At 47.8% G+C, this 26,822-nt stretch carries 28 protein-coding genes; 10 read left to right on the top strand and 18 right to left on the bottom strand.

The window, feature by feature from the left end; genetic code table 11:
• The first annotated feature begins 4 nt into the window (after positions 1–4).
• From UWK_RS01795 to UWK_RS01780, 4 genes are read left to right on the top strand one after another with little or no spacing between them, the layout of a single operon-like run.
• Positions 5–2,521 carry an ABC transporter permease gene (locus UWK_RS01795; RefSeq protein ID WP_015402636.1) on the top strand — a complete coding sequence of 839 codons (2,517 nt, stop codon included), beginning with the start codon at positions 5–7 and terminating at the stop codon, positions 2,519–2,521.
• Positions 2,522–2,524: 3 nt separating this feature from the next.
• Positions 2,525–3,235: an arylesterase gene (locus UWK_RS01790; protein WP_015402635.1), complete on the top strand. Its 711-nt coding sequence runs from the start codon at positions 2,525–2,527 to the stop codon at positions 3,233–3,235.
• A 14-nt stretch (positions 3,236–3,249) separates the two neighbouring features.
• Positions 3,250–3,696, top strand: coding sequence for a YqaA family protein (locus UWK_RS01785; protein WP_015402634.1), 447 nt, complete (start codon positions 3,250–3,252; stop codon positions 3,694–3,696).
• A 44-nt stretch (positions 3,697–3,740) separates the two neighbouring features.
• Positions 3,741–4,304, top strand: coding sequence for a manganese efflux pump MntP (locus UWK_RS01780; RefSeq protein ID WP_015402633.1), 564 nt, complete (start codon positions 3,741–3,743; stop codon positions 4,302–4,304).
• 245 nt (positions 4,305–4,549) lie between these two features.
• On the opposite strand, the gene nifB is transcribed toward UWK_RS01780, so the two are convergent.
• The 3 genes from nifB to nifE form a co-directional block, all read right to left on the bottom strand.
• Entirely contained in the window at positions 4,550–5,833 is a 1,284-nt protein-coding gene (gene nifB / locus UWK_RS01775) for a nitrogenase cofactor biosynthesis protein NifB (RefSeq protein WP_015402632.1), read from the bottom strand.
• 68 nt (positions 5,834–5,901) lie between these two features.
• Complete coding sequence (locus UWK_RS01770; protein WP_015402631.1) at positions 5,902–7,263, bottom strand: nitrogenase component 1; 1,362 nt, start codon at positions 7,261–7,263, stop codon at positions 5,902–5,904.
• Positions 7,264–7,316: 53 nt separating this feature from the next.
• On the bottom strand, positions 7,317–8,660 hold the full coding sequence (nifE, locus tag UWK_RS01765) for a nitrogenase iron-molybdenum cofactor biosynthesis protein NifE (RefSeq protein ID WP_015402630.1): 1,344 nt from the start codon (positions 8,658–8,660) through the stop codon (positions 7,317–7,319).
• Positions 8,661–9,532: 872 nt separating this feature from the next.
• Here nifE and UWK_RS01760 point away from each other — a divergent pair.
• A complete protein-coding gene (locus UWK_RS01760) occupies positions 9,533–9,961 on the top strand; it encodes a universal stress protein (RefSeq protein WP_015402629.1) in 429 nt (142 codons plus the stop codon).
• Between the two features lie 253 nt (positions 9,962–10,214).
• On the opposite strand, the gene UWK_RS01755 is transcribed toward UWK_RS01760, so the two are convergent.
• The 13 genes from UWK_RS01755 to nifH form a co-directional block, all read right to left on the bottom strand.
• Positions 10,215–10,436, bottom strand: coding sequence for a Nif11-like leader peptide family natural product precursor (locus UWK_RS01755; protein ID WP_015402628.1), 222 nt, complete (start codon positions 10,434–10,436; stop codon positions 10,215–10,217).
• 10 nt (positions 10,437–10,446) lie between these two features.
• Positions 10,447–10,764: a hypothetical protein gene (locus UWK_RS01750; protein ID WP_015402627.1), complete on the bottom strand. Its 318-nt coding sequence runs from the start codon at positions 10,762–10,764 to the stop codon at positions 10,447–10,449.
• A complete protein-coding gene (locus UWK_RS01745) occupies positions 10,761–11,231 on the bottom strand; it encodes a hypothetical protein (RefSeq protein ID WP_015402626.1) in 471 nt (156 codons plus the stop codon). Before UWK_RS01745 ends, UWK_RS01750 begins: the two co-directional genes overlap by 4 nt.
• A 7-nt stretch (positions 11,232–11,238) precedes the next feature.
• Positions 11,239–11,730: a GNAT family N-acetyltransferase gene (locus UWK_RS01740; RefSeq protein ID WP_015402625.1), complete on the bottom strand. Its 492-nt coding sequence runs from the start codon at positions 11,728–11,730 to the stop codon at positions 11,239–11,241.
• Positions 11,731–11,732: 2 nt separating this feature from the next.
• Positions 11,733–11,918 carry a hypothetical protein gene (locus UWK_RS01735; RefSeq protein ID WP_015402624.1) on the bottom strand — a complete coding sequence of 62 codons (186 nt, stop codon included), beginning with the start codon at positions 11,916–11,918 and terminating at the stop codon, positions 11,733–11,735.
• A complete protein-coding gene (locus tag UWK_RS01730) occupies positions 11,908–12,342 on the bottom strand; it encodes an ArsC/Spx/MgsR family protein (protein WP_015402623.1) in 435 nt (144 codons plus the stop codon). The genes UWK_RS01735 and UWK_RS01730 overlap by 11 nt, the downstream gene beginning before the upstream one ends.
• Before the next feature lie 92 nt (positions 12,343–12,434).
• On the bottom strand, positions 12,435–12,737 hold the full coding sequence (locus tag UWK_RS01725) for a (2Fe-2S) ferredoxin domain-containing protein (RefSeq protein WP_015402622.1): 303 nt from the start codon (positions 12,735–12,737) through the stop codon (positions 12,435–12,437).
• A 12-nt stretch (positions 12,738–12,749) separates the two neighbouring features.
• Positions 12,750–13,841 (bottom strand): NifB/NifX family molybdenum-iron cluster-binding protein, encoded by a 1,092-nt coding sequence (locus UWK_RS01720; protein WP_015402621.1) that lies wholly within the window; start codon positions 13,839–13,841, stop codon positions 12,750–12,752.
• An 11-nt stretch (positions 13,842–13,852) separates the two neighbouring features.
• Entirely contained in the window at positions 13,853–15,226 is a 1,374-nt protein-coding gene (gene nifK, locus UWK_RS01715) for a nitrogenase molybdenum-iron protein subunit beta (RefSeq protein WP_015402620.1), read from the bottom strand.
• Between the two features lie 112 nt (positions 15,227–15,338).
• Complete coding sequence (gene nifD, locus UWK_RS01710) at positions 15,339–16,979, bottom strand: nitrogenase molybdenum-iron protein alpha chain (protein WP_015402619.1); 1,641 nt, start codon at positions 16,977–16,979, stop codon at positions 15,339–15,341.
• A 56-nt stretch (positions 16,980–17,035) separates the two neighbouring features.
• On the bottom strand, positions 17,036–17,410 hold the full coding sequence (locus UWK_RS01705; protein WP_015402618.1) for a P-II family nitrogen regulator: 375 nt from the start codon (positions 17,408–17,410) through the stop codon (positions 17,036–17,038).
• Positions 17,407–17,763 (bottom strand): P-II family nitrogen regulator, encoded by a 357-nt coding sequence (locus UWK_RS01700; RefSeq protein WP_015402617.1) that lies wholly within the window; start codon positions 17,761–17,763, stop codon positions 17,407–17,409. Before UWK_RS01700 ends, UWK_RS01705 begins: the two co-directional genes overlap by 4 nt.
• An 83-nt stretch (positions 17,764–17,846) precedes the next feature.
• Positions 17,847–18,677 carry a nitrogenase iron protein gene (gene nifH, locus UWK_RS01695; protein WP_015402616.1) on the bottom strand — a complete coding sequence of 277 codons (831 nt, stop codon included), beginning with the start codon at positions 18,675–18,677 and terminating at the stop codon, positions 17,847–17,849.
• 512 nt (positions 18,678–19,189) lie between these two features.
• Between nifH and UWK_RS01690 the strand changes: the two genes are divergently transcribed.
• From UWK_RS01690 to UWK_RS20090, 4 genes are all read left to right on the top strand, one after another.
• Positions 19,190–20,011, top strand: coding sequence for a peptidylprolyl isomerase (locus UWK_RS01690; RefSeq protein WP_015402615.1), 822 nt, complete (start codon positions 19,190–19,192; stop codon positions 20,009–20,011).
• A gap of 110 nt (positions 20,012–20,121) precedes the next feature.
• A complete protein-coding gene (locus tag UWK_RS01685) occupies positions 20,122–20,961 on the top strand; it encodes a transglutaminase family protein (protein WP_015402614.1) in 840 nt (279 codons plus the stop codon).
• Positions 20,962–21,155: 194 nt separating this feature from the next.
• Entirely contained in the window at positions 21,156–22,757 is a 1,602-nt protein-coding gene (gene nifA, locus UWK_RS01680; RefSeq protein ID WP_015402613.1) for a nif-specific transcriptional activator NifA, read from the top strand.
• 98 nt (positions 22,758–22,855) lie between these two features.
• A complete protein-coding gene (locus UWK_RS20090) occupies positions 22,856–23,041 on the top strand; it encodes a substrate-binding domain-containing protein (protein ID WP_407637476.1) in 186 nt (61 codons plus the stop codon).
• A 36-nt stretch (positions 23,042–23,077) separates the two neighbouring features.
• Here the strand turns inward: UWK_RS20090 and UWK_RS01670 are convergent, their stop codons facing one another.
• Positions 23,078–24,211 (bottom strand): homocitrate synthase/isopropylmalate synthase family protein, encoded by a 1,134-nt coding sequence (locus UWK_RS01670; protein ID WP_015402612.1) that lies wholly within the window; start codon positions 24,209–24,211, stop codon positions 23,078–23,080.
• A 43-nt stretch (positions 24,212–24,254) separates the two neighbouring features.
• Complete coding sequence (locus UWK_RS01665; protein ID WP_015402611.1) at positions 24,255–24,995, bottom strand: type 1 glutamine amidotransferase; 741 nt, start codon at positions 24,993–24,995, stop codon at positions 24,255–24,257.
• 459 nt (positions 24,996–25,454) lie between these two features.
• Here UWK_RS01665 and UWK_RS01660 point away from each other — a divergent pair, with 459 nt between their 5' ends.
• The gene (locus UWK_RS01660) at positions 25,455–26,810 is read left to right on the top strand and encodes an ammonium transporter (protein ID WP_015402610.1); all 1,356 of its coding nucleotides are present in this window, start codon (positions 25,455–25,457) and stop codon (positions 26,808–26,810) included.
• Positions 26,811–26,822 lie beyond the last annotated feature (12 nt).

The raw sequence follows: 26,822 nt of genomic DNA, 5'->3' as shown, positions 1-26,822 counted from the left end.
GCTGATGCTGCATCTTCGTTTCATTCTCAGGCAGATTAATAGTTCTCGCAAACAGTCCCTTATCTTTGTGGCCTGTGTTGCTCTGTCCCTGTTAATCCTGACTTCGCTGGGAGGATTCAGTGGCAGTGTCCGTCGCTCGATGCTCAACGATGCCCGGCAACTCCATGGGGCTGATATCAGGCTGGAGTCCCATTATCCCCTTTCCAAAGTACTGCTTGATGCTGTAGACGACTATGAGGAACAGGGAGTTCTGCAGGCTGCCCTGGTGAACACCTTTTACAGTATGGCCAGCAGTCAACGATCAGAAAAATCTGTTCTCAGTGGCCTGAAGGTGGTTGAAAAGGGATACCCCTTTTATGGCAGGGTGGAACTGCTCTCGGGGCGGGAGTTTTCAACGGTGCTCCGTGAAGGATTAATCATCGTCGAACAGCTGCTCCTGGATCGTCTCCAGGTGGAAATCGGAGAGAGTCTCCAGATAGGTTCCGCCACGCTCAAGATTGCTGATGTGATCACCCATGAGCCGGACCGACCGGTTTCTTTTTTTTCCTTTGGACCGCGGATCTTTATAGCCGCTGCCGACCTGGAAAAGCTTGATCTTATCAAAAAAGGCAGCAGAATACAGTTCAAGTATCTGCTGAAAGTGGCTGATGCTGCTCGGGTTGAGAAGCTTGTTGGGGAATTTACAGAAAAAGCGCTTGTTCCCCAGGAAAGCGTTACAACCTTCAAGACCGATAATTCACGAATTAAGCGTTTTTTCAGCAACCTCCTCTTCTTCCTCAACCTTGTCGGCCTCTTTACTTTGGTGTTGGCCGGTATAGGTATCCAGACATCACTGTATGCAGTGTTTCGTGACAGTGAGTATACCATTGCAATAATGAAGTCAGTTGGTGCAACAAACCGCTTTATTATCAGCCACTTTACGGCCATGGTTATGCTGCTCGGCACAGCGGGGACGCTTGTGGGCCTTACCCTGAGCTCCCTGCTGCAACTTTACTTCCCCATTCTCTTTGGAGGCATACTGCCGGCCAGCGTCAGTCTGACGATTTCCTGGAGTGCTGTCCTTGAGGGCCTTGCCCTCGGGATGGTTGTTGTGACCCTGTTTTCCCTTCTTCCCCTGCTGCGTCTCAGAAATTTAAAACCTGCCTATATCTTTCGCAGGGAGATTGACAGGGGAGGGCGTGGAATCCTTCACTACAGCATAATCGCATTGATTGTTGTCTTCTTTGCAGGGCTGGTTATCTGGCAGCTTGAGGAGGTGAAGATCGGTTTGTATTTCATCATGGGGATCTGTATCCTTATTGGCCTGGCATCTCTCTTTACACAGGGTCTGCTCTTTTGTATGAAGAAGAGCAGACCGCGATCGCTGTCACTCCGCCAGGCCCTGCGCGGTTTGTTCAGACCAAACAACGCAACCCGGGCCCTTGTTGTTACCCTCAGTACTTCGCTTGCCGTTATCTTTTCCATATACCTGATCGATCAGAATCTCAGGGCCACATTTATAGATTCTTATCCTGCTGATCTGCCCAATGCTTATTTTCTGGATATCCAGTCAGAGCAGAAAAACGAGTTTGCTGAAATCCTTGGAAGAGAGGCAGAGTATTTTCCGATCATCAGGGCCAGGCTTGCTGCCATCAATGATCAGGCCATCAATAGAGAGAAGGACAGGGAACGAAAACGGGGGGACAGCATGAGTCGTGAATTTAATCTCACCTATCGTAACGTACTCCTTCAGGACGAGCAGCTGTTTGAGGGGAAAAGCCTTTTTGGTACTGCAGTGAATGAACTGTCGGCACGTGGAGAGTTGCCCGTTTCTGTGCTGGATACCGTTGCCAGGAATGGAAATATTCGGATTGGCGATCTGCTGCATTTCAGGGTGCAGGGTATTCCTTTGAAAGCGCGGGTTACAAGTATGCGGACTCGAACCGAGTCAAAGGTGCGACCATTTTTCTACTTTGTCTTTCCGGACGGATCTCTTAAGGATGCTCCCCAGACCATCTTCTCTGCTGTCAGAATAGAGCAGGATGTGCTGAGCACGTTGCAGAATACCCTTGCTGGCAGATTACCCAATATCAGCGTTATTGATATTGGCTCCACGGTGAAACTTCTTGGTGGAATAATGCATAAAATGTCATCTATTATTCAGTTTTTTACTTCATTTTCAATTGTTGCCGGAGTACTGATCCTTATAAGCTCCATTTTCGCAACCCGTCTCACCAGGATTCGTGAGGCTGTTTATTTTAAGATTCTAGGTGCGAAGGGATCCTTTGTCCTCAGGGTGTTCAGCTATGAAAATCTGATTATTGCACTGCTAAGTGCCCTGCTTGCAGCTCTGATTTCTCATGTCGGTAGCTGGTTTATCTGCCGCCGGGTTCTTGACATTAGCTACCAGTTCTTACCAGGCAGCACCCTGTTTATGATTACAGCGACCCTTGTGCTGGTTATTGCGGTGGGTCTTGGAGCCTCTGTTTCAATTATACAGCAGAAACCGATTGCCTATCTTCGAGACGAGAAGGAAGAGTAAGCGATGAAGAAAATAAGACTAAAGTACAAAGCCGGGAATATTTTCGGAATGATTTTCTGGCTGTTTTGTGTTTTTCTCCTCCTTGGTTGCGATCAGCAGGAAAATCCAACGGACACCGGGAAGCCAGCTGTTGTTGTCCGCTATAAGGGCACTATCATTGCTGTTGGTGACAGTCTTACAGCAGGACTGGGGGTGATGGAAGAGGATGCATGGCCTGCTATCATGGAGAAAAAACTTCACAGGGGTGGATATCACTGGCAGGTGATCAATGCAGGGATCAGTGGTGAGACAAGCAGCGGTGCCCTCTCGCGGATGCAATGGATCGTCGCTCAGAAACCTGAAATTGTTATTTTGGAAACGGGTGCCAATGACGGCTTTCGAGGTATTCCTCCCGTTGTGGTGCGGCAGAATATCAGTAAGGCCGTGCAGATCCTCCAGGAAGCTGATATTACCGTACTGCTTGCCGGCATGCAGATCGTTCAGAACCTTGGTGCGGACTATACCAGAGAGTTTGCTGAGATCTATCCATCCGTTGCTCATGAACAGGGGTGTCTCCTGATACCCTTTTTCCTGCAGCAGGTTGCCGGTGAAGCTGCTCTCAATCAGGCTGACACCATTCATCCCAATGAGAAGGGACATGCAATAATTGCAGAAACAGTATATCCCTTTGTGAAACAGGCCATTGGGGAACTGTCACAGCAGGCGAAGAAGTAAGAGAAGGGGCTGAAATGGAATTGTTTCTCCTTAATAATGGCCTTCCGGCCCTTTTTGTCCTGAGTTTTCTTGCTGCCACGGTTCTGCCCCTGGGCTCCGAGTGGCTGCTGGTTGCTCTGATCCTCAAGCTTTTTGATCCGGGCAGTGCGGTGACGGTTGCCACGGTAGGAAATTTCCTCGGGGCTTGTACTACCTATGGGGTCGGTATATGGGGTTCGGCTTTCTTGCTGCAGAAGGTTCTACGGGTGAATATGGAGCAGACTGAAAGGGCTGCTGCGTTCTTTCGCAGGTATGGTTCCTGGGCACTCCTGCTCTCCTGGGTTCCGATAATTGGTGATCCACTCTGTCTGGTCGCCGGTTCCCTGCGATGTAACTTCTTTCTCTTTGCAGTACTCGTCTTTATTGGAAAGTTTGCCCGTTATGCCTTTATTGCTGCCGTTACCGTCGGGAGTTTGGGGTGAAATATTTTTCTCATTGGCCTATTAGAAATGTGGGATAGGAAGATATGAATCTGGCTGAGATTGTTTTTATTGCAGCAGGACTTGCTGCTGATTCCTTTGCAGTGTCGGTCAGCAGTGGCGCGATAATTGACAAGATGCGATTTCACCACGCCATGCGCATCGCTCTTTTTTTCAGCTTTTTTCAGGCGCTTATGCCACTGGTTGGCTGGAGCATTGGCAGTATTGCCAATGACAGCTTTCGCGCCCTGGATCACTGGATTGCCTTCGTTCTTCTGTGCCTCATTGGAGGAAAGATGATTTATGAGTCCCGCATTCTGAAAGAAGGGGAGAATACGGCCAATCCTCTTAAACTCTATATTCTTGTTTCGTTGTCAATCGCAACAAGTATTGATGCCCTGGTGGTCGGCTTTACATTTTCCTTTCTTGATATTGCCATCGTTGAACCGATACTTATCATCGGATGTGTTACCTTTCTTTTTTCCCTGGCGGGAGCCCACATTGGAGCATCTCTGGGACATATCTTTGAAGAGAAGGTTGAGCTGGCAGGCGGTCTTGTCCTGATTACTATTGGGTGTAAAATACTGCTGGAGCATACGCTACTGGCGTAGAATCCAGGTTTTATGCAGTTCTTTTGGGGGGGAGAAATGTAAGCTTTTGTTTCCTCTTTTTCCGGGTAATCGTACATGAGGCAACATTAAAAAACCTGATTACCACTGATCCTCAGCCTAACCGCCTGAGGAGGAGTTGTTTCGGGTTGCAAAGCTGAGTTTCGATGGTAATCAGGTTAAAAAAAGAACTGAGGAGAGTGGTCAGCCCTCTCCCCTCATGTTCTTTAGTCCGATACAAATGGTACTCAACCACAGCCGGTGCCAGTACCTAGACAAGCACCGCTGCCACAACTTTTCTTGGCCCTTCTTTTCAAGGGAGCTAAATTTTTTCCCGTATAAACAGCCTCCAGTCCCGCTTCAATAAAACCGGACATGGTAATAGGATCGATGCCAGCCCTCTTAAAGACTTCCCTGGGAGATTCTCCCATGTCACTGACAATAACGGCCCGACAATCATAGAGTAATCTGGTAAGTGCCTCCCAGCGCCCAATCCCTCCACCAACGGGTGGAGCCTTGCGTTCCTCGACGAGTGTATAGCCGTTATCTTCTTTTCCATAGATAAGAAACTTGGTTGTTTCACCGAGGTGCTGATTGACAAGCATTCCTTCCATGCTGGCCACTGCGACGTAAGGTCGTACCTTTGGAGGAGTGGCGGGCATGGTGGCACAGGCATTGAGGCAGCCAGCCATTTCACCTGATCTGTCATTCCCAAGTAAACCAACAGCATCAGCACGGCACCGCTTACAGTGGCGCATCTGAGGAAGATGTCTCTCACAGCCGTTCCTCAGTGCATTCATAGTGGCCTTGGTTGGTTCCACCACATCTGCAAAAGGTGTATCTGCATTGGGGAGCATGGCCATGCAGTTAAAAAGATCTACCCCCATTTTTGCCATGGTTTCTGCTGTGGCTTCAGCGTGATGATCATTGATTCCGGGAATGGTGATAAAATTGATTTTTACGGTTACACCGCGGGATTTCAGCTTTTCAATAGCTGCCATCTGTCTGGCTAGAAGAAGTTCAGCAGCTTGCAAGCCGCGATAGATGATTTTCCCATCGCGGACAAAGCTGTATATATTCTTTGTCACTTCCGGATCGATGCCATTCACTGTCACGGTGACATGGGAAACACCGATATCGGCAACCTCATCCACATGAGGAGTCAAACCCAAACCATTGCTGGAGAGGCAGAGGATGAGATCCGGATAGTGTCTCCGTAAAAGCTGCATGGTGCCAAGGGTCTCATTGGCATTGGCAAATGGATCGCCGGGACCTGCAATACCTGCGACACTGATGCGGGGTTCAGCAGTCAGGACCTTATCCATGTAGACAAGAGCCTGTTCCGGTGACAGAATGGTGGAAGTGACACCTGGCCGGGATTCGTTTACACAGTCATACTTGCGGTTACAATAATTACACTGAATATTGCACTTTGGTGCCACGGGAAGATGCACTCGGCCAAATTTTCCTTTGACCTCAGCATTAAAGCATGGATGGCGGGAATAATCAGGGGTGGAAGCGGTTGTCTTCATTTGAATCTCCTTTTTTATAACTACTAATATCTCTATGACTGCAGGGCTCAGGCCTCCAGCCATTAAAGTCACATGTACGAATAACCGATCGGTGAATCGCTCTGTTTTTTAGCAATGCAGGCGTTCACTATCAGATCGAACAGTTGTTGTGCCCCCCGGTAACCGAGGTGAAGGATACGTTGCCCGCCCATGCGATCGTGGATTGGAAAACCCACCCTTATAAGTGGTATGGAAAGTTTCTGGGCCAGAGGATATCCCTTGGAATGTCCCACCAGAAGATCAGGCTCTAAGCTTTCGGCAAGCTCACTGATGTCATAGAAGTCCATGCCTTCATGGACCTGGGGCTGTTCGGGCAGCAGATCCCCGGTGGCTTCAGCGATTTTCTCGGCAAATTTCCTGCTCTTTCCACCAGAGGCACAAAGTATGGGAATTACGCCTATCTCGGCCAGAAAGGCTGTAAGCCCGACGACCATGTCTTCTTCTCCGTAAACTATGGCTTTCTTACCGTAGATATATTTGTGCCCATCTACATAGGAATCCACTAGACGACCACGCTCTGCCCGATGTTTCTCAGGAATTGGCAAACCGGAGAGTTTTACCAGGTGATCAAAAAAACGATCCGAAGCACGAATCCCCACGGGCTGAGATATTCTGATATTTTCCACAGCAAACTTTTCAGCAAGAATAGCACCACCGCTCTTCTCGCTCATGGTGTGACCAAATTCCACGCTGGCCAGGGCATTGCCCATGGTAGCTATGGCTGAAATCGGAGTTCCACCTGGTTGTATCTTTTCGTAGGTCTTGGCGGCCTGGCCATCCATGGTGTCCGAGATGTCCGGCAAAATCGTGGGGTTAAGGGAAAAATCTTCTGTGATTTCCTTCAGGTAACGGATATCCGCAGGAGAGACAAATCCTGGTAAAATATTCACTGGAGTTCCTTCGGCTCCGCCGTCTTTTTTCCCAGCAAGCGCGTCGACCACAGAAGCCACAGCATTATGAAAGCCTTCCATGTGAGTGCCGTTGTAACTCGGAGTACCCACTTCAACCATGGTCGGTTTTTCACCTTTCACTTCCTGCTCATACTGGTTGAGAAACATCTTTACATCGTCGCCTATGGTCTCGGTGAGACAGGTGGTGGCAATTCCGATAAGCTGGGGACGATATTTTTTTGTGACATTTATCAAACCAAGCTTGAGGTTAGCACCTCCGCCATAGACTGCATGCTTTTCCGAAAGTGAAGACGAAGCAATATCGATGGGCTCGTTAAAATGGCTGATGATATAGCGCCGCATATAGGTGGCACAGCCCTGGGAACCATGGAGGTAGGGAACCGCACCTTCAATCCCTTTAAAGGCAATTGCTGCGCCTAAAGGAGTGCAAAGTTTACAGGCATTGGTGGTTGAAATGTAATTGGGAGGATTTTTAGACATAATGTCCCTCATTTATACAACTGTTTAATGAGACAGTGCTTTCCTGCTCAGTGTTATTTTTTCTCTGCTTTCTGGTAGGTGAAGCGCCAGACCGGACTCATCACAGAGGAGTACACTTCTTCGGCAAAATTGAGCATCCCGACAAATCCAGCCAGGGCCTCTTTACGTTCGTGGTTATGATCACAAAAACCAACGCCGAGTTTGTAGGCAATGGGGCGTTCCTTGACTCCGCCGACGAAGATATCCACAGTTTTTTCTTCTAGAAAACTGGTAAGTTCAAGGGGGTTGGTGTCGTCAACAATGATGGTGCCAGGGTCAGTGATTTCGGCGAGTTCACGATACTCCTGTTCGGTACCTGTCTGGCTGCCCACCATGACCACATCCATACCCAGCAGACGAAAAGCCTTGACCAGAGAAAAAGCCTTGAAAGAGCCACCCACATAGATAGCTGCTTTTTTGCCGGTCAATGCTTTTTTGTAAAACTCAAGTTTTGGCAGCAGTTCCTGCAGTTCTTCTTTTACAAGCGCTTGTGTTTTCGCCATGATTTCCGGGTTGTTGAAATGTCCGGCCACGTCATAGAGGGCCTGGGCCATATCTTCGACACCGAAATAGGATACCCGCATGGAAGGAATCCCATATTCATCCTCCATCACTTTGGCCAGATCCATAGTTGATCCGGAACACTGCACAACATTGAGGGCGGCACCATGGGCACGCTGAATATCCGCTATTCGTCCATCTCCGGTGATATTGGCCACCACCTCAACCCCTATACGTTCGAAATATTCACGGATCATCCAGATCTCACCCGCCAGATTGAAATCACCCAGAATATTAATGGAGTAGGGAGATATTCCCGTGGTATCGCCGGTACCGATAAGACGAGCCATGGCATTGCAGGCAGCGGTGTAGCCTGCACGTTTGTTTCCCTTGAAGCCTTCTGATTTCACAGGGATTACCGGGATGTTCACCTCTTTTTGCACATTTCTGCACACAGCTTCGAGATCATCGCCAATGATTCCAACAATACAGGTGGAATAGACAAAAGCGGCCTTGGGACTATGGCGTTCGATGAGTTCAAAGAGGGCGTTTGTCAGTTTCTTTTCGCCTCCGAAGATGACATCTATTTCCTGAAGATCCGTTGAAAATGAAAGACGATGCAGTTCGGGACCCGAAGACAGCGCTCCCCGGATGTCCCAGGTATAAACAGCACAGCCGATTGGACCGTGAACCAGATGCAGGGCATCGGCGATGGGATAAAGCACCACCCGTGAGCCACAGAACACACAGGCCCGTTGACTCACAGCTCCAGCCAGAGAGTCTTTATTACATGTCAGAGTGAAAGGTTGTTCACCTGTTCGATGAATCTGTTCTTCTCGTTCTTTTAAGAGTTCCATGCTTTTCCCTTCAATAGTTGATGGTTTCTTTGATTCAAGAAAAGCAACGATTGTGCCAGAAGAATAAAAGCGAACTATACTCTTTTATTCAGGGGAGATAGAAGGTGATCCTGTTTGACAGAAAACCATATGCCGAACTACACAGAATGTAGGAAAGTTGACAAAAAAGAAGAGTGACTTCTTTTTTGTCACAGAAAAATGAATAAAGGCTTTAGTGAATTATTCGATAAAGACAGAAGGCGCAAACCGTAGCCATGGAGATATTTTACAGATAATTGCGAGAAGAAAAATGTACTTTTGTATCTCCAGTTGACCTTACATACGGATCTTCGCGTGTACACCAGACACTTATTGAAGGTGCAGATGTAAACACTGAAGTTTTTAGAAGTTTCGCTGAAGCTCTTGAATGGCTCAATGTATCACTTGATAATGGCTAATTAGGTACAGTGCGGTGTTTCTTGTCGCAAGTTCGGGGCCGACTGGTTAGCTATGTCGCCAAGGGTAGGCGATAATGTAAATCACCTGCAGTTTTCGTTCATCAAATATCTCTTCTCCTGTCAAGTTAAGTACATATTCAACTATGAGACAGCACTGATCATTTTATTATGAATAGTATAGCAACTAGAGTACTGAGATTAGATTACACGAGCCTGTATAAAGGTGCGGTAGCAAATACGCCACTGGCTATTAGCTCTATCACCTATGGAGGTGTACTTGGAGTATTGAGTGCACAAAAGGGTTTGACATCTTAGTCTTGGATTTTATAGTTTGATTTTTCCGATCGAAATGCTATCCTTTTTACAGAGATACAATTCATTGCATGTGCACCAAGCATAACAAATGCTACTTTCACCTCCCAAGGAACCATTGTAATGAAATTCGAAAAAATCCTCCTTCCTTTTGATGATTCTACCTATTCAATAAATGCAGCTCATTGCGCACTTTCTATTGCAAAACAAATGGGCTCCCATGTAACAATTATTAATTGTTATGACTTGAATCCAAGTATAATGGAAGTACCAAGTCCATTACTATGTGATCTAGAGGAGATATGTAAAAGCAAATCCGAAAATATCCTGAAAGTTGCAGAAGAAATTTTCAGAGATAGGGGTGTAGATTATACCCTTAAACCGATTCGTGGATTACCTGGTAAAATATTAGCCGATATTTCAAAATCTAAAGAATATGATCTGATAATTATGGGATCACAGGGTCATTCGGATATTTCTGGCCTTTTCCTTGGGAGTGTCACGCATAAGGTTTTGAGTACTATGTATTGCCCTGTCCTTGTAGTTCCATAGCTGTTATTCAAGTGATGCAAGATTGTGTGTGGAGGGGCATGGGCACCTGTACCAAGCTAAGGTCTGAAGTAACAAAAACGAGAAAAGCAGAATCATTCAGTTGATTCTGCTTTTTCCATTCCACCTCTATCATAAATGGCCAGTAATCAGGTCTGATATTTAAAAAAACAAACCATTACACTACTGTCTATTGCAAGTACACCCTTTAAAAGGACCTTGAAAAGCTGTCTTTCGAGGCTCCCCTAAATACTATCTATGTCCACCAGATTGAGCGTTTTGGGGGATTTCCATTTTTTTCGAAGACATCTCCGGACTCTTTAAGAATAGCGTCAAGTTCTTCGACAGTAAACTCATACCCCTCACTGGCAGCCAGCTCAACAAACTCCTCCCTGGTTGCCGGTACATCATATTTTGCCCGCAGGTGTTTGTCTTCTCCACCGGCGATTAACAACTTCTCAACATCTTCTCTGGCCATTGTATTCTCCTTAGTTCACAGATTTTTCAGTTGGTAAAAACTCGATTCGGATATTTTCCTCATCAGCCTGGCTCAACCGGTAATAACTCCCTCTGCTAAAAACCATCCTGTTTTCTTTAGCCTTCCCCTGTAACAGTGTCAGGGAAAAAGCCAGGTCTTCTTCTTTTGCTTCTTCATTGATGTGTATCAGTACTTCCTGCGACCTGTCGGTAAACTGAAGCAGGAAGCCGTTGTGTTCCAGGAAAACCAGATCTTCGTATGCGTAGGAGAGTCCCATTCCTGCAGATTCAAGAATTTCCCTCACAGTACCCAGTGGTCTCAGCGTCATTTTTCTATCTCCCCTGTTGTTTGGTATGCCAGAGTTTGCATCCTCTCTGCCAGAGTCAGCATCTTTGGGATTTCCTCAAAAGCAGGAGGGATGACAGTAAAGGTATCCACATCGCAAATCTCCTGGTAACGGTCAAGATCAAGGAGACTATTTTTCAGATCGCCCATGGCATCAGGAAATACTTCATCCATGGCCTCAACCAGATCCCCCATAGTATGGTTGTATGGCAGAGCACCACGCTGCATAAGGGCGGCCATTACAAATTTTTCAATGGCCATGGCAACGATGTTGTAAAGGATCTCAGGAGTAAAGGCCTTTTTTCCTTTTGTGTGGGCAGCAAGGCCCGTTTTCAAAAAGGCATCGCCATCATGGAGAAAAATATCCCAATCATCGATAGGTTCCGGTTTACCCTTGATATCGCCAAATCCCACCATGGAGGGGGGTGTTGCCACCTTTGTATTGTTCATGATCTCTTTATCCCTTTCCTTTGCTGGTACCCATCAATGGGTGTTTACGCAGACAGATAAGTTCTGTTTGCTGCCAGTTGTGTTTACGGTAAAATCTGATCCCCGCATCATTCGACTTATCTGCCAGAAGCTGGTAACGGGATACTTTCTTTTTTTCTCCCCAATCTTCCAAAGCCTTGAGCAGTCCGGTGCCGATACCTCTCCCTCGCCATTGCTCATCCACCACCACATCTTCAACAAGCAGGGAATGCCCACCCTCGGCAGTGGATATCATAAGTTGCCCGGTACACATGCCGATAACGTTGTTCTCTTTTTCGGCAACGAGAACAACAGCACCATCACGATCAAGCAGCATTTCGAGTCCCCGGTGTTGCCGGGCGGCATCGAAACGGAAATCTTCCTCAATTGTAAAAAGCTGCTGAAGCAGGCCAGCCAGCTCATCAAGATCGGCTTTCCTGGCCTGACGCACACACATACCTGCAATGGATGAGTTGATCATTTCTACAATTCTTCGGATTTGCTGAGAGTATAAATATTTCGCCATCTGGCACCACAGGTGGCACAGAACATGGCAACATGTACCGTGTCAGTACGTATCTTTTTCGGTGTATCACTGGTTTTTATTGCCCTGGAATCACATTTCGGACATCGTTCTCCACGGGATTCAAGGTGTGACTTAAATGTCATTGGTTTCCCTCTTCTGTTCATCACAGGAAATGCCCTGCAGATTGGGACAGGTTACCACATCGACACTGTTGTCCCAGTCTCCCAGGTAGGGGGTGAGACGCGAGTCCATAAAGCCTTGAATAGCCATACCATCCACCTCAATAAGAGGTCTTTTGATTAGGATGGGATCCAGCAACATCATGTCGACGGCTTCATTAAATGTGAGCTGTTTTGGTACGATTTCACCACGCTTTATCGCCGGGGCGGTCTGATTTATCATTTCCACAGGATTCTTTCCCATTACAAAGGCCAGAAGTTTTTCACGTGTCCACGGAAAATTGAGGATGTCCAGGCAATGTAAAGAGTGTCCCCCGGCCCGGAGTATGGCTTTCTGTTTCTCACCATTGATACATCCGGGCTTTTCATAAAAGATGATGTCGGCCATTGTTTTCTTCAGTCCTTATGGCGTCCCATATAATCGACACGGAACAACTCTGGGTTGCAAAGCTGAGTTTCGATGGTAATCAGGTATTGTTTTTATCCAATCAGATATTCCGACGCGGGCTCACCATCTTCCAGGCCATCGAGGATGGCATCAATTGCCTCTTCACTGGAAACCCCTTTAAACCACCAGTTTTCTGGCTGGATAACCATGATGGGGCCGTTGTCGCACTGCTTGAGGCAGGTGGTGGCGGTGACGAGACAATCAAGCCCACGATCCAGCACCTCTTCTTCAATGTATTGCAGAAACCCGTCGGTACCCTTATGGCAGATTCCCTTCTTGTCCCCAACCACACGAAACGACTGGCAGACAAGGATCATTCTTTCCGGTAAAGCCATTGTACTTCTCCTCTATTTTTTACATTTCTTTTTTTTACCACCGCCGTAAAGGACATCCACCAGGCCTTCCACATTGTCTTCAGTGAGAATCACCTGGATCCCAAGCTCGGCAAGTTCTTTTCGGGGTGTATCACCGGCATGGGTTGCCAGAAGGGCAAAGCAGTCGTGGAGACACTCTTCAGCCAGGATCTTCCAGCGATTGGGACCACCGCCAGTGCCTGGTGTCTGCCGGGCCATCAGGAGACAGGCCAAACCATCGTCTCGGGGGCCGTAGATCAGTACCTGTGGTGCCTGGCCAAGATGCATATCAACATCCATTCCATTGGTACTGACCACAGCGACATTCGGCCGTCCTTCTGTTGGTTTAGGCATGCTGATATCCGCACACGAGTTTGGTGTTCCCGGAGGTGGAAGCTCCGGTGCAGCCTGGTAGACTGCCGCAGGCAGATAGGTAGAAGCCAGTCCGGACAGTTTTTCCAGGTAGGTGCCATCTTCTCCATCAATTTCCATAGCCCCGGCGCCCAGACCTGCCATTTTTTTTGCAATGGCTGCAACTTCTCCATCATTGACTCCGGCAGCCAGAGTGCATCGTACAATCACTCTGATGCCAGCATCTTTTAAGGCCTGTACAGCCTCGGCCTGGGCACTGATAAGTATTCTGGACGCCTGGGTTATCGGGACGTTCTTTTTGGCAGGACGGATCCATACATACCGTTTCATTGCTGTTTCAGCTGAGACGGTATCCACCAGCAGGTTCACTGTTTTTACGCCAAAATGAGCCAGAGTGGAGGCCAATGATGCGGCTCCCAGGCCGATAGTGGTCAAAGAAAGTTCAGCATCATGAATTTCAGGCTGGAGAAGCTCCAGACAATTCAAAGTAGTCGGAACCGAAGCCAGAACATCACCAGGGCCACAGAGTTCAATAGATTGAATTTTTTTCCCTCCTTTGCGGAGTGCCTGCACCCAGGCCACGGCCTCGGCGGGAACCAGGGACGTGGAATCTATTTTACTATCTGCAGCCCCGCTTAGTCGATGATTGGCCTGGGGAGCAATGGGCAGCTTGACATGCAGCGCCATATGGTCTGTGTAAGTTCCATCATACATGGCTGTACTCCTTACAGAACCAGTTCGAATGACTCTTCAGGATCATCCCGATCCTTGCGATCAAGAAGCAGACCAAGAATTTTTTCCAGCAGACGCAATCCACCCTTATATCCAACAGTGGGAAAGTACTGATGGCCCTGGCGATCAAGTATTGGGAATCCCCACCGCAAAAAGGGAATATCCTCATCCCGTGCAATGTACTTACCGTAGGTATTGCAGATCAGAAGATCCACCGGTTCGTTCTGTATCCACTGATGGAGAAGAAAGAGATCACCTCTGGCTTTTACATTCACTTCAAAACCTTTATCTTTTGTGATTTCTTTAATCCGTTTTTCAAACTTCTTGCCAGGTGTTCCGGTGACCACGTGAACCGGACACATGTCAATTGAAACGAGAAACTCAACCATGGCGATGACCTGATCCGGATCACCGGCAATGGCGACTTTTTTCTTATAAAAATACTGGTGCATATCAGTGATCATATCCACCAACTGTCCACGTTCAACAGCCAGTTCGTCTGAAACGGAAACCCCTGCGATGGTTCTCATGGCATCGACAAAACGATCGGTGGCCTTGAGACCAAAGGGCATGTCCAGCACCCTGCAAGGAACCTTACATTTCTTGTCAAGCACTCTGGCTGCATCAGCTGAACACCATTCGCCGAGTGCAAGGGTACCGGTAGAATCTCCTGTGGATTTCAGTTCCGCTATGGTTGTGCCACCATCCGGGAACATTTTGTACTCGCCGGTCATGGGAGCATTTAAAACACCTGAGGTGTCAGGAAACATAATTGTTTCCACTCCCGTGAGTTTGGCCATACGCTTGATTTCTTCCATGTCGCAGGGTTCTACCCAGCCTGGGATAATATTGATTTTGCCGTTTTTCCTGCCTGTTTTTTCCGAAAATTCAATCATGGATTTAACCATGTTGGAAAAACCGGTGACATGCGACCCCACATAGCTCGGAGTGGAGGCTCCTATCACATATTTTCCTTCAGGTATTTTTCCCTCTGTCTGGGCCTTTTTCCTGATCTGGGGCAAATCGTCGCCAATGGTTTCTGAAAGACAGGTGGTATGAACGGCAATTACATCCGGCTCATAAACAGAGAAAATATTATTAATCCCCTGGAGGAGATTGGCCTGGCCGCCAAAGACTGAGGCCCCTTCTGTGAAGGAGGAAGTGGCTGCCGAAATGGGCTCTTTGTAATGACGGGTCAGAGCCGATCGGTGATAGGCACAGCACCCCTGGGAACCGTGACTGTGGGGCAGACAGCCATGAATGCCGAGAGCCGCATACATGGCTCCGATGGGCTGGCAGGTTTTTGCAGGGTTGATACTGACGGCCTTGCGCTCCCCTATTTCTTTTCGTGTGTGACGTAATAGCATTTGTTTATACCTCTTAGAGTAGGTGATCCGGCTGAAGAGTGAAGACTGAATGCTGGACAGATCTTTTGTCTGTTCCCCTTCAGCCTGTGCACCTTCCACCTTCAGTCTCAGTTTATTCCCATACGTAGGCGGCAGTGAGTTCGGGGCTCTCCTGCCAGGGAGCTTTCAGGTAGGTCCAGACTTTGGAGCTGGTCAGCCTGTCAATCTCATGATAGAAGTTAATGGCGCCCTGGAATCCGGCATAGGGGCCGCCGGAGTCGTAGCTGTGCAGTTGTTTCATCGGCACACCCAGTTTCATAATGGAAAACTTTTCTTTGATTCCGGCACAGAAAATATCCGGTTTCATGATCTCCACCAGTTTTTCGGCCTCATACTGATTCAGGTCATCGATAATCAGAGTGCCTTCTTCCATATCAGGTGCCAGTCCGTCATAATGCTTGAACTTCACTCCGGCATCTTCCAGCGCTACCAGTTGCACAGGTGTTTTGCGTGGCTTAAAGCGGGTTGCATCAGCCTCAACCTCAATTTCTTCAATATTCCTACTGTCTGCATCTACCTTCAGATTTGGTAGTACTTGGCGTCCTTCATAATCATCGCGGTGGGCAAATTCGTAACCGGCTGAAATGATTTTCATCCCCACTTCCTTGAAAAGTTCCTGGTAATGGTGAGCCCTGGAACCACCAACAAAAAGCATGGCGGTTTTGCCTTCCGTACGACTTCGTATATCGGCAACAGCAGTCTCAACCTCGGGCATTTCTTCCTTGATCACTGCTTCAACCCGGTCTATGAGCGCCTGGTCTTCAAAATAGGCAGCAATTTTTCTCAGAGATTTGGCTGTGGCATTCGCCCCTATAAAGTTTACTTTTATCCATGGAATACCGAATTTGGTTTCCAGCATATCCGCTACGTAGTTAATGGAGCGATGACACATCACCGCGTTCAGATCAGCCTGATGAGCCGTGGCAAACTGGTCATAGGTTGAGTTACCGGAAAAGGTTGCAATGTTAGTGATACCGCATTTTTTAAAGATACGGTCAATCTCAAAGCCATCGCCACCGATATTGTATTCACCTAAAAGGTTAATTTTAAACTCGCCTTCTGTTGGGGTATCATTTTCACCGACAATGTGTCTGAACACCTGGTTGTTGGCAATGTGGTGACCTGCAGACTGGCTCACCCCTTTGTAGCCTTCACAGGAAAAGGCGTAGACATTACAGTCACCCAACTTATCCTTCATGTTCTTGGCTACGGTGTGAATATCATCACCGATCAAACCCACGGGGCAGGTTGCAAATATTGCTATGGATTTAGGATGCATGAGGTCATAAATCTCCTGCACTGCTGCTGCCAGCTTCTTTTCCCCACCAAAGATGATGTCCTGCTCCTGCATGTCAGTTGAAAAACAATAATTTATAAAGTTGTCTCCATCCGGACCTGCATCGGTCTGGTTGCGGCGGGTCAGCCAGGCATAAAAACTGCACCCGATGGGGCCATGTACCAGGTTGACGATATCCCGAGTTGGACCCATGATAACGCCCTTGCACCCGGCATAGGTACAGCCACGCATAGTGATAATACCTGGAGTTGTGCGGACATTAGCCGTAATTTCAGGCGTTTCGTTCTCCAATGCCTCGTTAATCATTATTTGCTTGGCGCGTTTACGGGCTACCTTGGGCGGATACTTTTTAATCAATTCCGCTTTGACATCGGCAGGATCCCACTGCACCATTTTTTTCTTAGTCGCTGTTACCATTTCAGCACTCCTTCTGGTTAGGCTTTCTTGTTGTTTATTATTTGAAAAGCCTGAAATCAAACAATGGCTTTTTCGCCCGTCTCACCTGTTCGTACCCGGATAGCATTTTTAAGGGGCAAAACAAACACTTTCCCGTCACCGGGCATGCCGGTCTGATTTGTGTTGATGATCGTGTCCACCACACAGCCAACCATGCTGTCTTCCACCACGGCCGTGAGTAAACGTTTGGGATAGAGTTTCCCTTTTTCTCCGAGGAGGGAGGCGGCTTCCTCGTAGCCATGCTCTACTCCTTCGAGAATCCTGGGATTAACGAATCCCTTCCCTCGGCCATGGGCCTCATGGGCAAAGAAGGCGTCGACACCACAATCAGTGAGAGCCCGCTTTGTCTGATTCATCATATTTATACGCACAATAGCGATTACCTCTTTCATGCCGGTACCCCCTCAGATGCGGCTGCAGTTTCTTTTGTACCGGAACTGATAGTGTAGGACTCCTCCACATCACTTACAAAAATCTTCCCGTCACCAAAGGCACCCTTGCCCTTTGAACGTGCTGTGTTCATGATGGTATCAATGACGAATTCCTTTTCTTCTGCATTCACCACACTCATCAACATCACCTTGGGGAGTTCGTCATAGGTGATGTCACCAATTTTGATACCGCGCTGTTTTCCACGGCCCGCCACTGCATATTTTGTAACTGCAGGAAAGCCTGCATCCATGAGTGCCGCCATAACGGCATCTGCTTTTTCAGGTCGAATAATTGAGCGAATCATTATCATCATAACTGTATCTCCAACTTTTCGGCATCTCTCGTATCATGCCGGTATGTTTTAATAATTTTTAAAAGTGTTTTTTCTGAGACGCCTTATGCTGCCTGCATCAAGCCGTAATCCATGAGCAGTTCTTCGAGCACTTCGATTTCCATTGGGGTTGGGATAACAAAATCCGTGTTTTCATCAATCGCCTTTGCCAGGTCACGATAAACCTGGGCCTGAGGGAGTTCCGGGTTCCACTCAATAACAGTCTTACGGTTAATCTCAGCACGTTGGACATCGTTATGACGAGGGACAAAGTGGATCATCTTGGTTCCCAGTTTTGCTGCAAATTTTTCTATCATTTCCGCCTCATTGTCGACAGCGCGTGAGTTGCAGATCAGGCCGCCCAGACGAACCGACCCGGACTGGGCAAACTTTACTATTCCCTTACTGATATTGTTGGCTGCATACATGGCCATCATTTCACCGGAAACAACAATGTAGATTTCTTCTGCCTTACCATCACGAATTGGCATGGCAAAACCGCCGCAGACAACATCACCAAGAACATCATAAAAGGCGTAATCAAGTTCCTCGCTCTCTTCGTAGGCACCAAGAGACTCCAGCATATTGATGGAGGTGATAATTCCACGTCCCGCACAACCTACTCCAGGCTCAGGGCCACCGGACTCAACGCACCATGTTCCCCCATAACCGAGTTTACGGATGTCCTCCAGTTCCACATCCTCTCCCTCTTCACGCAGGGTATCAAGAACCGATTTCTGCGCCAGTCCACCCAGAAGCAGACGAGTCGAATCCGCTTTAGGGTCACAGCCCACTACCATTACCTTCCGTCCCAACTCAACCAGGCCAGCGACTGTGTTCTGGGTGGTGGTGGATTTGCCGATGCCGCCTTTTCCGTAAATAGCTACTTTCCTCATGGTATGACTCCTTCGTTTGAATTAGCCGGCTGGCTTCTTGTGCAACAACAGCCGTATTATTTATTCGAGGCTGGTCTTTAAAGTCCTCCCCGTAGTTGATTCGTTTCAGTGATGACTATTCAAAGCGTGTGCCAGAAAATTAAATTCATTTATGTTCCTTGATAACAGGTGGTTATGCTAGGAGGAGGGAAGGGTTCTCTTCAAGGGAGAAGCTACCTTTTTGGTGAGGTTGTTTACATTTTGGAAAAAACTCTACAAAATGGTAGTACCTTCGACGCTTGGTAAAACAATGGCAGGGGCATTTTTTCGATGTGATATAAAAAGGCTAGCTGCTGAACAGCGTGTCCCTGTGTGGACAACGCCCCTCATGACAGCGAAAATTGACAAATAACACCTGTTGAAAAGGGAAAGGGAGTGGAGGTGGGTGAAAGAGATTAAAACAGATGGTCACAATCTTGCATAGTGATACAAACAGGTAGATACACAACCATTTCCATTGCAAGGTGATATTTATGGTACAGCCATTACTCTCTTATAGTATGCTTAAATTTTCCCTGCAGATGTTTCACTGTGCACCCCACAAACTCGATTCTCATTCCTTGAGAGCTGTGAGAAAACGGGCAGAAGATGAGTGCACTCTGCAGAAAAAGATTTTAAAAAGCAAAGAAGGTATGGAGGTGGTTGTCCCAGCAAGATCCATTAAGGAGGCAATGGCAAAAATTGCCAGTCGCTATGAATCAGTTGATGCTTTTGAGCAGGATCTGAGGATAAATAATCTGGATAATGAAACCATGGCCAAGGCCCTTGAGGCAGACCTTGCCGTAGACGCGACCATGTCTCTGGTTGCAGATCGTGCTGAACCTCCTGGTAAGGAACAGGTAGCCGAAATACTTACATCTGCAGTTGATGAAAAACCGGAACAAAGGTGCCTGCGTCATATCCTGGTAACCATTAATGACCAGTTTCCTGATAACAGCCGCCGGGCAGCCCTGGTGAGAATAACAAAAGTACGTGAGAAAGCCCTGTCTTCAGATGTGGATTTCAGTGAACTGGCACTGCGCTATTCCGAGTGTCCTTCAGCCTTGAAGGGGGGAAGTATTAGTCCAGTCTCTCGAGGCCAAATTTATCCCAGCCTGGAGGAGACTCTTTTTAAAATGGAAGCTGGAGAGATAAGCGAGATAGTTGAGTCTAATATGGGGTTTCATGTGTTGCGCTGTGAAAAAATTATAGCGGCTGAAAAACTGACACGGGAAAGTATGGAGGCCAAGATCAGGGCGGATCTTCACGTCAGAATTAAAAAAAAGGTGCTTCTGGCCTGGCTGGCCGGACTGTGATGACGTCGAGGAGTGCCTGTAGTAGAACTCTTTCCCACTCAAGGCAAGTGCATGGTTGAACTGTCTCTGCATCCACTGACCGATATGTATAATGAACCAGGAGAACTGATATGATATTTTCCGCAACCCACACTACAACATATCGATACGAGAACCCTGTTTTTCTTGAACCTCAGACCATCAGACTCAAACCGCGAACCAATGGAATGCAGCAGCTGCTTAATTTTACCATTGATATCAGCCCGCATCCGGCCGGATTAACTGAGTGCCGTGACCTTGATGGCAATATGGAACATGTTGCCTGGTTTAATGGTATGACTGATTGTTTTGTAGTTACGGTGAACAGCAAAGTGGTCACCTTTTGTACCAATCCGTTCGCATTTCTTCTCAAAGAGGAGGCGACTCGCCTACCGCTGAGCAGGGAAGGGAGATGCCTGTCAACTGTTAAACCATATCTTTCCGATACCACTGAGCCTGAGGTGGCAACTTTTTCCAATCAGATTGCTGCTGAAGCGAACTGGGACACCCTGACTTTCCTCCAGTTACTCAACGAACGGCTTTACGCAACATGCGTGGTGATTTTACGCGAGGAAGGTCCTCCGTATGAACCTTCAAAGACACTGCGTGAACGCAGGGGGGCCTGCCGTGACCTGACCTGGCTGTTCATGGCATGTTGCCGTAGCCAGGGGATTGGATCCCGCTTTGTCAGCGGCTATCATGAAGGTTTTCCAAATAGTAAAAATTACCTGCATGCCTGGGCTGAGGTTTACTTACCCGGAGCCGGCTGGAAGGGCTTTGATCCCACCGTTGGACTTGCAATAGCTGATCGTCACGTGGCACTGGCTGCGGGGCCAAGGGCCGACTCTGCAGCTCCGGTTTCAGGAAGCTTTCGTGGTGAGGGGAAGAGCATGATGGTATCCAACCTCGAGCTGAGCGTTACCGCATCATGACTGAGGGGTAAACAATTAACAAATCCGTGCAAACAAAAAGTAGCTAGTGTTCAATTTTGTAACTTTTCCTACAAAGCGGCCCGTGAAAGAGCGCATTTTCAGCATGGTATGTTTTTTGCAATTCAATGTAAAAAATATACTGTCCAGGCAGTAAACAGCAAGATTCGTATTACGGCCAATACAAGAGGTTGCACATGGAGAAGACATTTAAAGATGCGGCGCCACCAGTAACATGCCACCTGGAGATCCTGAAGATTCGAGCCCTCTCGGAGGTCTGTAAGCTTATTGGTGACGCAGTCCATTTTGACACCACTCTCAGTAGAATCCTGAAGGTACTTCACGATATTCTCCACATGGAGCGGGCCACCCTTGTTCTTCTTGACCCCAACAGGCAGCGATTATCCATCAGAGCCTCTTATGGCCTCAGTATAGAAGAAGAGCGTCGAGGCATATATGGTCTTTCTGAAGGGATATGCGGGCAGATTTTTCAGTCCGGCTCTCCATGTGTCGTGCCCGACATTGACAGTGAACCCCTGTTTCTGAATCGCACCGGAGCCAGGAGCCAGATCAGAAAAGAGAAGCTCTCCTTTCTCGGGGTGCCTGTCAAGGTTGAAAAAAACACCGTTGGTGTGCTCACTGTGGATCACCTCTTCGGGCCCGATGTCTCTTTTGAGGAAGATATGAGCTTTCTTGAAATTCTGGCCACCCTCATCGGCCAGTTTTTGATGCTCCACCACGCCATTTCCCAAAAAGAAGAAAAACTGGTCGAAGAAAACAAATCTCTGAAGGCTGAGTTGCACAGTCGTTTTAATCGTCATTACATTATTGGCAATTCGCCTGCCATGCAGGAAGTTTACCGACTTGTTGAGAAAATAGCACCCAGTCGGGCCACAGTTCTCCTCCTTGGAGAATCTGGCACCGGAAAAGAGTTGGTAGCACGTGCCCTCCATGAAACCAGTACACGAAGAGACAAACCCTATATCAAGGTCAACTGTGCTGCGCTTCCTGAAAATCTTCTGGAAAGCGAACTCCTGGGACACGACAAGGGGGCCTTTACCGGAGCTACGACAGCAAAACCCGGCAGGTTTGAACTGGCCGATGGCGGCACTATTTTTCTTGACGAGATCGGTGAACTTCCCATTCTCCTTCAGGCAAAACTGCTACGGGTGTTACAGGAACAGAAGTTTGAGCGAATCGGTGGCACCCGCACACTCGCCGTTGATGTCAGGATTATTGCCGCCACCAACGTTGACCTCCAGAGTAGCGTAGACCAGGGGCTGTTCCGTGCCGACCTTTATTATCGGTTAAACGTTGTGCCCATTCAGCTTCCAGCGCTTCGTGAAAGACGACACGACATACCGCTGCTTATCGATCACTTTCTCCGTTCAAGTAATGAGAGAAATAACAGGAAGGTGAAACTTGCAGATGCTTCCCTCGACTTTCTCACAACCTATGAATGGCCAGGGAATGTTCGAGAATTGCAAAATCTGATCGAGAGGCTGGTGATACTGGCCGACAAAGAGACCATACAGCCAGAAGCTCTTAATGTGCATTTGATAGGGTTGTCCGCACCCAGCCCGCAGGCGAGAGGAGTTCTCACAAAGCCGGCAGGGAAGCCACTATCAACTCACAATTCACTGAAAGATCTGGAGCGATTGGAAATCGAGGCCTCGCTTCGCCGAAACGGCTGGGTACAGGCGCGGGCAGCAAGGGAGCTTGGTCTCACCCAGCGCCAGATGGGGTATCGTATTAAAAAATTCAACCTATCAAAACCCGCTTTCGCTCAGGCAGAATAAAGAGTGGCCACACGAGGTTTTTCAAGATCAGAATTCTCATTGTTTTTCTTCTTTTCTATCCCTCTTTGCTATTGGCCGAAAATTCCCCATCTCTGCAAGTGGCGGTGGCGGCAAATTTCATTAATGCTCTTGAGGTAAGAGCGCCTCAATTTACAGCAAAATGTAATGTCAGAATCCAGTCCGTATTTGGCTCATCTGGGAAGCTCTACGCCCAGATGAAAAACGGTGCTCCTGTGCACCAACTGGCTGGCACGCTTCCACGGAAAATTGCCGCCAAAAAATAACAAAAAGTGGAAAAGCCTCCGTCCTGAAGAGCTGGCTCAGGCTTGAGAATTCAGCAACTCTAAAATTTCGTGGTCTCCCAGGGGGCGTCTCCGGCTGATGGCCAGTGAACGTATTTGCTGAGTAAGGCGAGCAAGTTCGGGTTCGTCGGGCGCTGTCAGACCAAGCCTGCTGAGAGTGGCAAGAATGCTGCGTCGCCCTGCCTGGCGGCCGATGAGAAGTGTGCGCGAGGCACCGATGGTCTCAGGGGAAAAAGGTTCATAGGTGGTTGGGTCTGCGAAAATTCCCTGGAGATGAATACCGGTTTCGCAGAAGAAAAGAGCATTCCCAATAATAGGACGAAATGGTGGTATCTCCTGTCCGCTCTCCCTGGCCACCATCCTGCTTAATTCGGAAAGGCCTGCAAGATTGTAATGCCCTGTTTTTTTTTGCAGAACAAAAAAGGCAATAACTTCTTCGAGACGGCTGTTTCCAGCTCGCTCACCAAGTCCCAGCAGGGTGGTATCTCCCCAGATGGCCCCATTCTCCAGGGCTGTAATTGTATTGGCCGTAGCCATTCCGAAATCGTTATGACAGTGCACAGCCAACTCCAGCTTCAGTCCACTCATCACCTCAAGCAGTTGGACAATAGTGCTAGGGGTGCAGATACCCACCGTGTCAGCGAGGCGCAGACGGAAAGCTCCGGCTTCCTCTGCTGCCTGTGCCAGTTCCCTGAGGAAGGAAATATCCGCCCGGCTGGCATCTTCAAGACCCAGCGCGACTTTTGGTACTCCTGCTGATAGCGCCTGTTGGATGGAGCGTTTCAGTTGTTTTAGAGCCCATGTCCTGTCTTTGCCGAGTTTTTTATTGAGATGAAGATCCGATGCCGGAATAGATAAAGAAAGGCAGCTCGGGCGCAGAGAGGCTCCATGGTCAATATCTGCTTCCATGCATCGGGCCCACAGAGAAAAGGACTGATGTGGGTATGTGGTACGAATGAATTCTGCAAGTGCTCCGAGGTCAGTGTTTGCTTTGTTGGCAATGCCAATTTCGATCTCGTCAACACCAATGTCTGCAAGTCCTCTGGTTATCTGCTTCTTCACGCTGAGATCAAAATAAACGCCAGGGGTTTGTTCTCCTTCTCTCAGTGTTGTGTCGATTATCTTTGTTGGCTTTCGCTTGCTTTTGTTCATCGTAATAATTTTGATTAGCTTTTGGATACACAGTCAATACTGCTCAATTTCTCTTTGTGTCCTTGATCTGTGATATAAAATTACTGATTAGTTTGGTGAATATTTGCTGATTTTTTTTACGAGAGCGTTCTGCGTCTTTTAAGAGCTCGTCACCGTACGTTTTGCCTAGGGACAAACTGTTCAGCCAGTCCTTGTCGCTCTGTAACCAGCGGCGAATATCATCGGGGTGTGCGGCATGATTGTCGAACTGCAATCCAATAATATGTGGCCTGCCCTTAATGGTGAATGCTTCAACAACGCAGTCGCTTGAAGTGGCAAGCAGGATGTAATTTGGTGGCACCGGTGTCTGGATGGCATGGGTATGCCATTTGAAAAGAGAAAATGTTGGATCAAAACCTTTGAAAAGAGGGTGGAGTCGGCCATCGTGGGTGAGATGGCCGTCAATGAATCCGATACTGTTAACAAAATTAGGGGTGGTTTTTGCCTGAAATGCTTCGAGCATGGCCTGATGCCCAAGACAAAAACCAAGACAGGGTTTGTCAAGAAGGAGCCATTTGGTCAGAAAATCTGTTTCTTTTTCAAAGAGTGCCCTGTTTTCTTTTTCAGAACCACTTACGACTCCGCCTAGAAGTATTAATGCGTCGAAGTCATTGCCCTGTGGAATCGGTTCTTTCCAGCTCTTAACTATTTGGAGTTCAACTGAAAGTTTGTTGGCAAGATTGAGCAAAAAGCGGCCAGGATTTCTCCAGTCAACATGCTGTAAAACAAGAATTTTACTTTTCACGATAGCGTTTTTGGTATCCCTGTTCAGAAGTTTCAGATAATAAGGGTGCTATGGAAGTTTTACACAAAGGATTAATATGAACAGTTTAAAACAATGTCTGTCTGTTTCATTACACGCTCCGTGCCAGCTTTGTTGGTACTGCAAAATGATTTCTATAACTCCTGATAGTTGTGCGGATTCGCTAGATTGATAAAAGCTGAAAGGAATCACGGAAGCATTGTGTGGCTTCTTGCTTTAAGCACATGTGACAAATTTGTAAGTTTGCTATTTAAAAATAGCACATATTTGTTATTTGTTCAGGTTCCTTTTATGTGGGACGCAGTATGTGATGCTCCGACAGGCTGAGTTCACATCGTAAATCGAAAAGTTCCAGTTATTGGCACAGACATTGCTTTACACCCAGTATAAGCAATAATCGGTGCAATCTGGCACAACCCGTATGAAACAGGAGGAACTACAGTGAAGAACAGTGTAACAATGACTCGAAAGACGTTCTGGGGAGGAGTGGCAGTTCTCTCCGGGCTTGCTTTGGCAGGGCCGGCCATTGCCGAAGAGGCAGCTGCTGCATCCAGTGTTGCCGATAATCTGATCCAGCTGGCCTATTCAGTGGACACGTTTTATTTTCTCATGTCCGGCGCTCTGGTTATGTGGATGGCCGCGGGCTTTGCCATGCTTGAAGCAGGTCTGGTCAGAGGAAAAAACACGGTGGAGATTCTCACCAAAAATGTGGCTCTCTATGCCATCGCTTGCCTGATGTATCTTATTGTCGGGTACAACATCATGTACGGTGATGCTGTTAACAGTTTTATTCCCGGACTCAGCTTTTTTCTTGGCCCCGATAACGGAGTTGATGAAGTCCTGAAGAGCGGTGGGGAAACATATTATTCCAATATGTCAGACTTCTTTTTTCAGGTTGTCTTTGTGGCAACGGCCATGTCCATTGTTTCCGGTGCCGTTGCAGAGCGGATGAAACTCTGGACATTCCTTGCCTTTGCAGTTGTCATGACCGGATTTATCTATCCTGTCAGCGGTTACTGGAAATGGGGCGGAGGTTTTCTTGACGCCCTCGGTTTTCTTGATTTCGCAGGTTCCGGTCTGGTTCATCTCTGTGGCGCATCTGCTGCCCTGGCTGGTGTACTGGTACTTGGTGCTCGTAAGGGAAAATATTCAGGAGGCAAAATCAATGCTATTCCCGGCTGTAACCTTCCCCTTGCAACCCTTGGAACCTTTATCCTCTGGCTTGGCTGGTTTGGGTTTAATGGCGGATCCGAATTAAAGATCAGTAACATCGTCGAGGCGAATGCCGTGTCCATGGTCTTTGTCAATACCAATACCGCTGCTGCTGGAGGTCTTGTTGCAGCCCTGCTGCTCTCCCGTCTCTGGTTTGGTAAGGCTGACCTTACCATGGCTCTCAATGGTGCGCTGGCAGGACTAGTTGCTATAACTGCTGAGCCATTAACACCTACTCCAGGCATTGCCACCATGGTAGGTGTTATCGGTGGCCTGCTGGTTGTTCCCGCTATTATCTTTATAGATAAGGCAAAAGTCGATGATCCTGTAGGTGCAATCTCTGTGCATGGCGTAGTTGGTACCTGGGGACTTATCGCTGTCGCCTTTACCAATCCCGATGGTTCGCTGATTAAACAGCTTATCGGTATTGGAACCATCTTTGGCTGGACCTTTGGTACTTCTCTTGTTGTGTGGCTGGTTCTTAAGGCAGTCATGGGTGTTCGGGTCAGCGAAGAAGAAGAGATGGAAGGTGTTGATATTGCCGAGTGCGGTCTTGATGCCTATCCGGAATTCACCAGAGATTAATTAGCCAAATAG

It is taken from the genome of Desulfocapsa sulfexigens DSM 10523, from assembly GCF_000341395.1.
Taxonomy (GTDB): Bacteria; Desulfobacterota; Desulfobulbia; order Desulfobulbales; family Desulfocapsaceae; genus Desulfocapsa; species Desulfocapsa sulfexigens.
Note: the sequence above shows the minus strand (reverse complement) of the source record. Positions and strands in the feature narration are given on the sequence as shown.

Excerpts from the sequence above, each read along its gene's own strand:
- UWK_RS01795 (WP_015402636.1), top strand. The coding sequence starts at position 5 with ATGCTGCATCTTCGTTTCATTCTCAGGCAGATTAATAGTTCTCGCAAA.
- UWK_RS01790 (WP_015402635.1), top strand. The coding sequence starts at position 2,525 with ATGAAGAAAATAAGACTAAAGTACAAAGCCGGGAATATTTTCGGAATG.
- UWK_RS01785 (WP_015402634.1), top strand. The coding sequence starts at position 3,250 with ATGGAATTGTTTCTCCTTAATAATGGCCTTCCGGCCCTTTTTGTCCTG.
- UWK_RS01780 (WP_015402633.1), top strand. The coding sequence starts at position 3,741 with ATGAATCTGGCTGAGATTGTTTTTATTGCAGCAGGACTTGCTGCTGAT.
- nifB (WP_015402632.1), bottom strand. The coding sequence starts at position 5,833 with ATGAAGACAACCGCTTCCACCCCTGATTATTCCCGCCATCCATGCTTT.
- UWK_RS01770 (WP_015402631.1), bottom strand. The coding sequence starts at position 7,263 with ATGTCTAAAAATCCTCCCAATTACATTTCAACCACCAATGCCTGTAAA.
- nifE (WP_015402630.1), bottom strand. The coding sequence starts at position 8,660 with ATGGAACTCTTAAAAGAACGAGAAGAACAGATTCATCGAACAGGTGAA.
- UWK_RS01760 (WP_015402629.1), top strand. The coding sequence starts at position 9,533 with ATGAAATTCGAAAAAATCCTCCTTCCTTTTGATGATTCTACCTATTCA.
- UWK_RS01755 (WP_015402628.1), bottom strand. The coding sequence starts at position 10,436 with ATGGCCAGAGAAGATGTTGAGAAGTTGTTAATCGCCGGTGGAGAAGAC.
- UWK_RS01750 (WP_015402627.1), bottom strand. The coding sequence starts at position 10,764 with ATGACGCTGAGACCACTGGGTACTGTGAGGGAAATTCTTGAATCTGCA.
- UWK_RS01745 (WP_015402626.1), bottom strand. The coding sequence starts at position 11,231 with ATGAACAATACAAAGGTGGCAACACCCCCCTCCATGGTGGGATTTGGC.
- UWK_RS01740 (WP_015402625.1), bottom strand. The coding sequence starts at position 11,730 with ATGATCAACTCATCCATTGCAGGTATGTGTGTGCGTCAGGCCAGGAAA.
- UWK_RS01735 (WP_015402624.1), bottom strand. The coding sequence starts at position 11,918 with ATGACATTTAAGTCACACCTTGAATCCCGTGGAGAACGATGTCCGAAA.
- UWK_RS01730 (WP_015402623.1), bottom strand. The coding sequence starts at position 12,342 with ATGGCCGACATCATCTTTTATGAAAAGCCCGGATGTATCAATGGTGAG.
- UWK_RS01725 (WP_015402622.1), bottom strand. The coding sequence starts at position 12,737 with ATGGCTTTACCGGAAAGAATGATCCTTGTCTGCCAGTCGTTTCGTGTG.
- UWK_RS01720 (WP_015402621.1), bottom strand. The coding sequence starts at position 13,841 with ATGTATGATGGAACTTACACAGACCATATGGCGCTGCATGTCAAGCTG.
- nifK (WP_015402620.1), bottom strand. The coding sequence starts at position 15,226 with ATGCTATTACGTCACACACGAAAAGAAATAGGGGAGCGCAAGGCCGTC.
- nifD (WP_015402619.1), bottom strand. The coding sequence starts at position 16,979 with ATGGTAACAGCGACTAAGAAAAAAATGGTGCAGTGGGATCCTGCCGAT.
- UWK_RS01705 (WP_015402618.1), bottom strand. The coding sequence starts at position 17,410 with ATGAAAGAGGTAATCGCTATTGTGCGTATAAATATGATGAATCAGACA.
- UWK_RS01700 (WP_015402617.1), bottom strand. The coding sequence starts at position 17,763 with ATGATGATAATGATTCGCTCAATTATTCGACCTGAAAAAGCAGATGCC.
- nifH (WP_015402616.1), bottom strand. The coding sequence starts at position 18,677 with ATGAGGAAAGTAGCTATTTACGGAAAAGGCGGCATCGGCAAATCCACC.
- UWK_RS01690 (WP_015402615.1), top strand. The coding sequence starts at position 19,190 with ATGGTACAGCCATTACTCTCTTATAGTATGCTTAAATTTTCCCTGCAG.
- UWK_RS01685 (WP_015402614.1), top strand. The coding sequence starts at position 20,122 with ATGATATTTTCCGCAACCCACACTACAACATATCGATACGAGAACCCT.
- nifA (WP_015402613.1), top strand. The coding sequence starts at position 21,156 with ATGGAGAAGACATTTAAAGATGCGGCGCCACCAGTAACATGCCACCTG.
- UWK_RS01670 (WP_015402612.1), bottom strand. The coding sequence starts at position 24,211 with ATGAACAAAAGCAAGCGAAAGCCAACAAAGATAATCGACACAACACTG.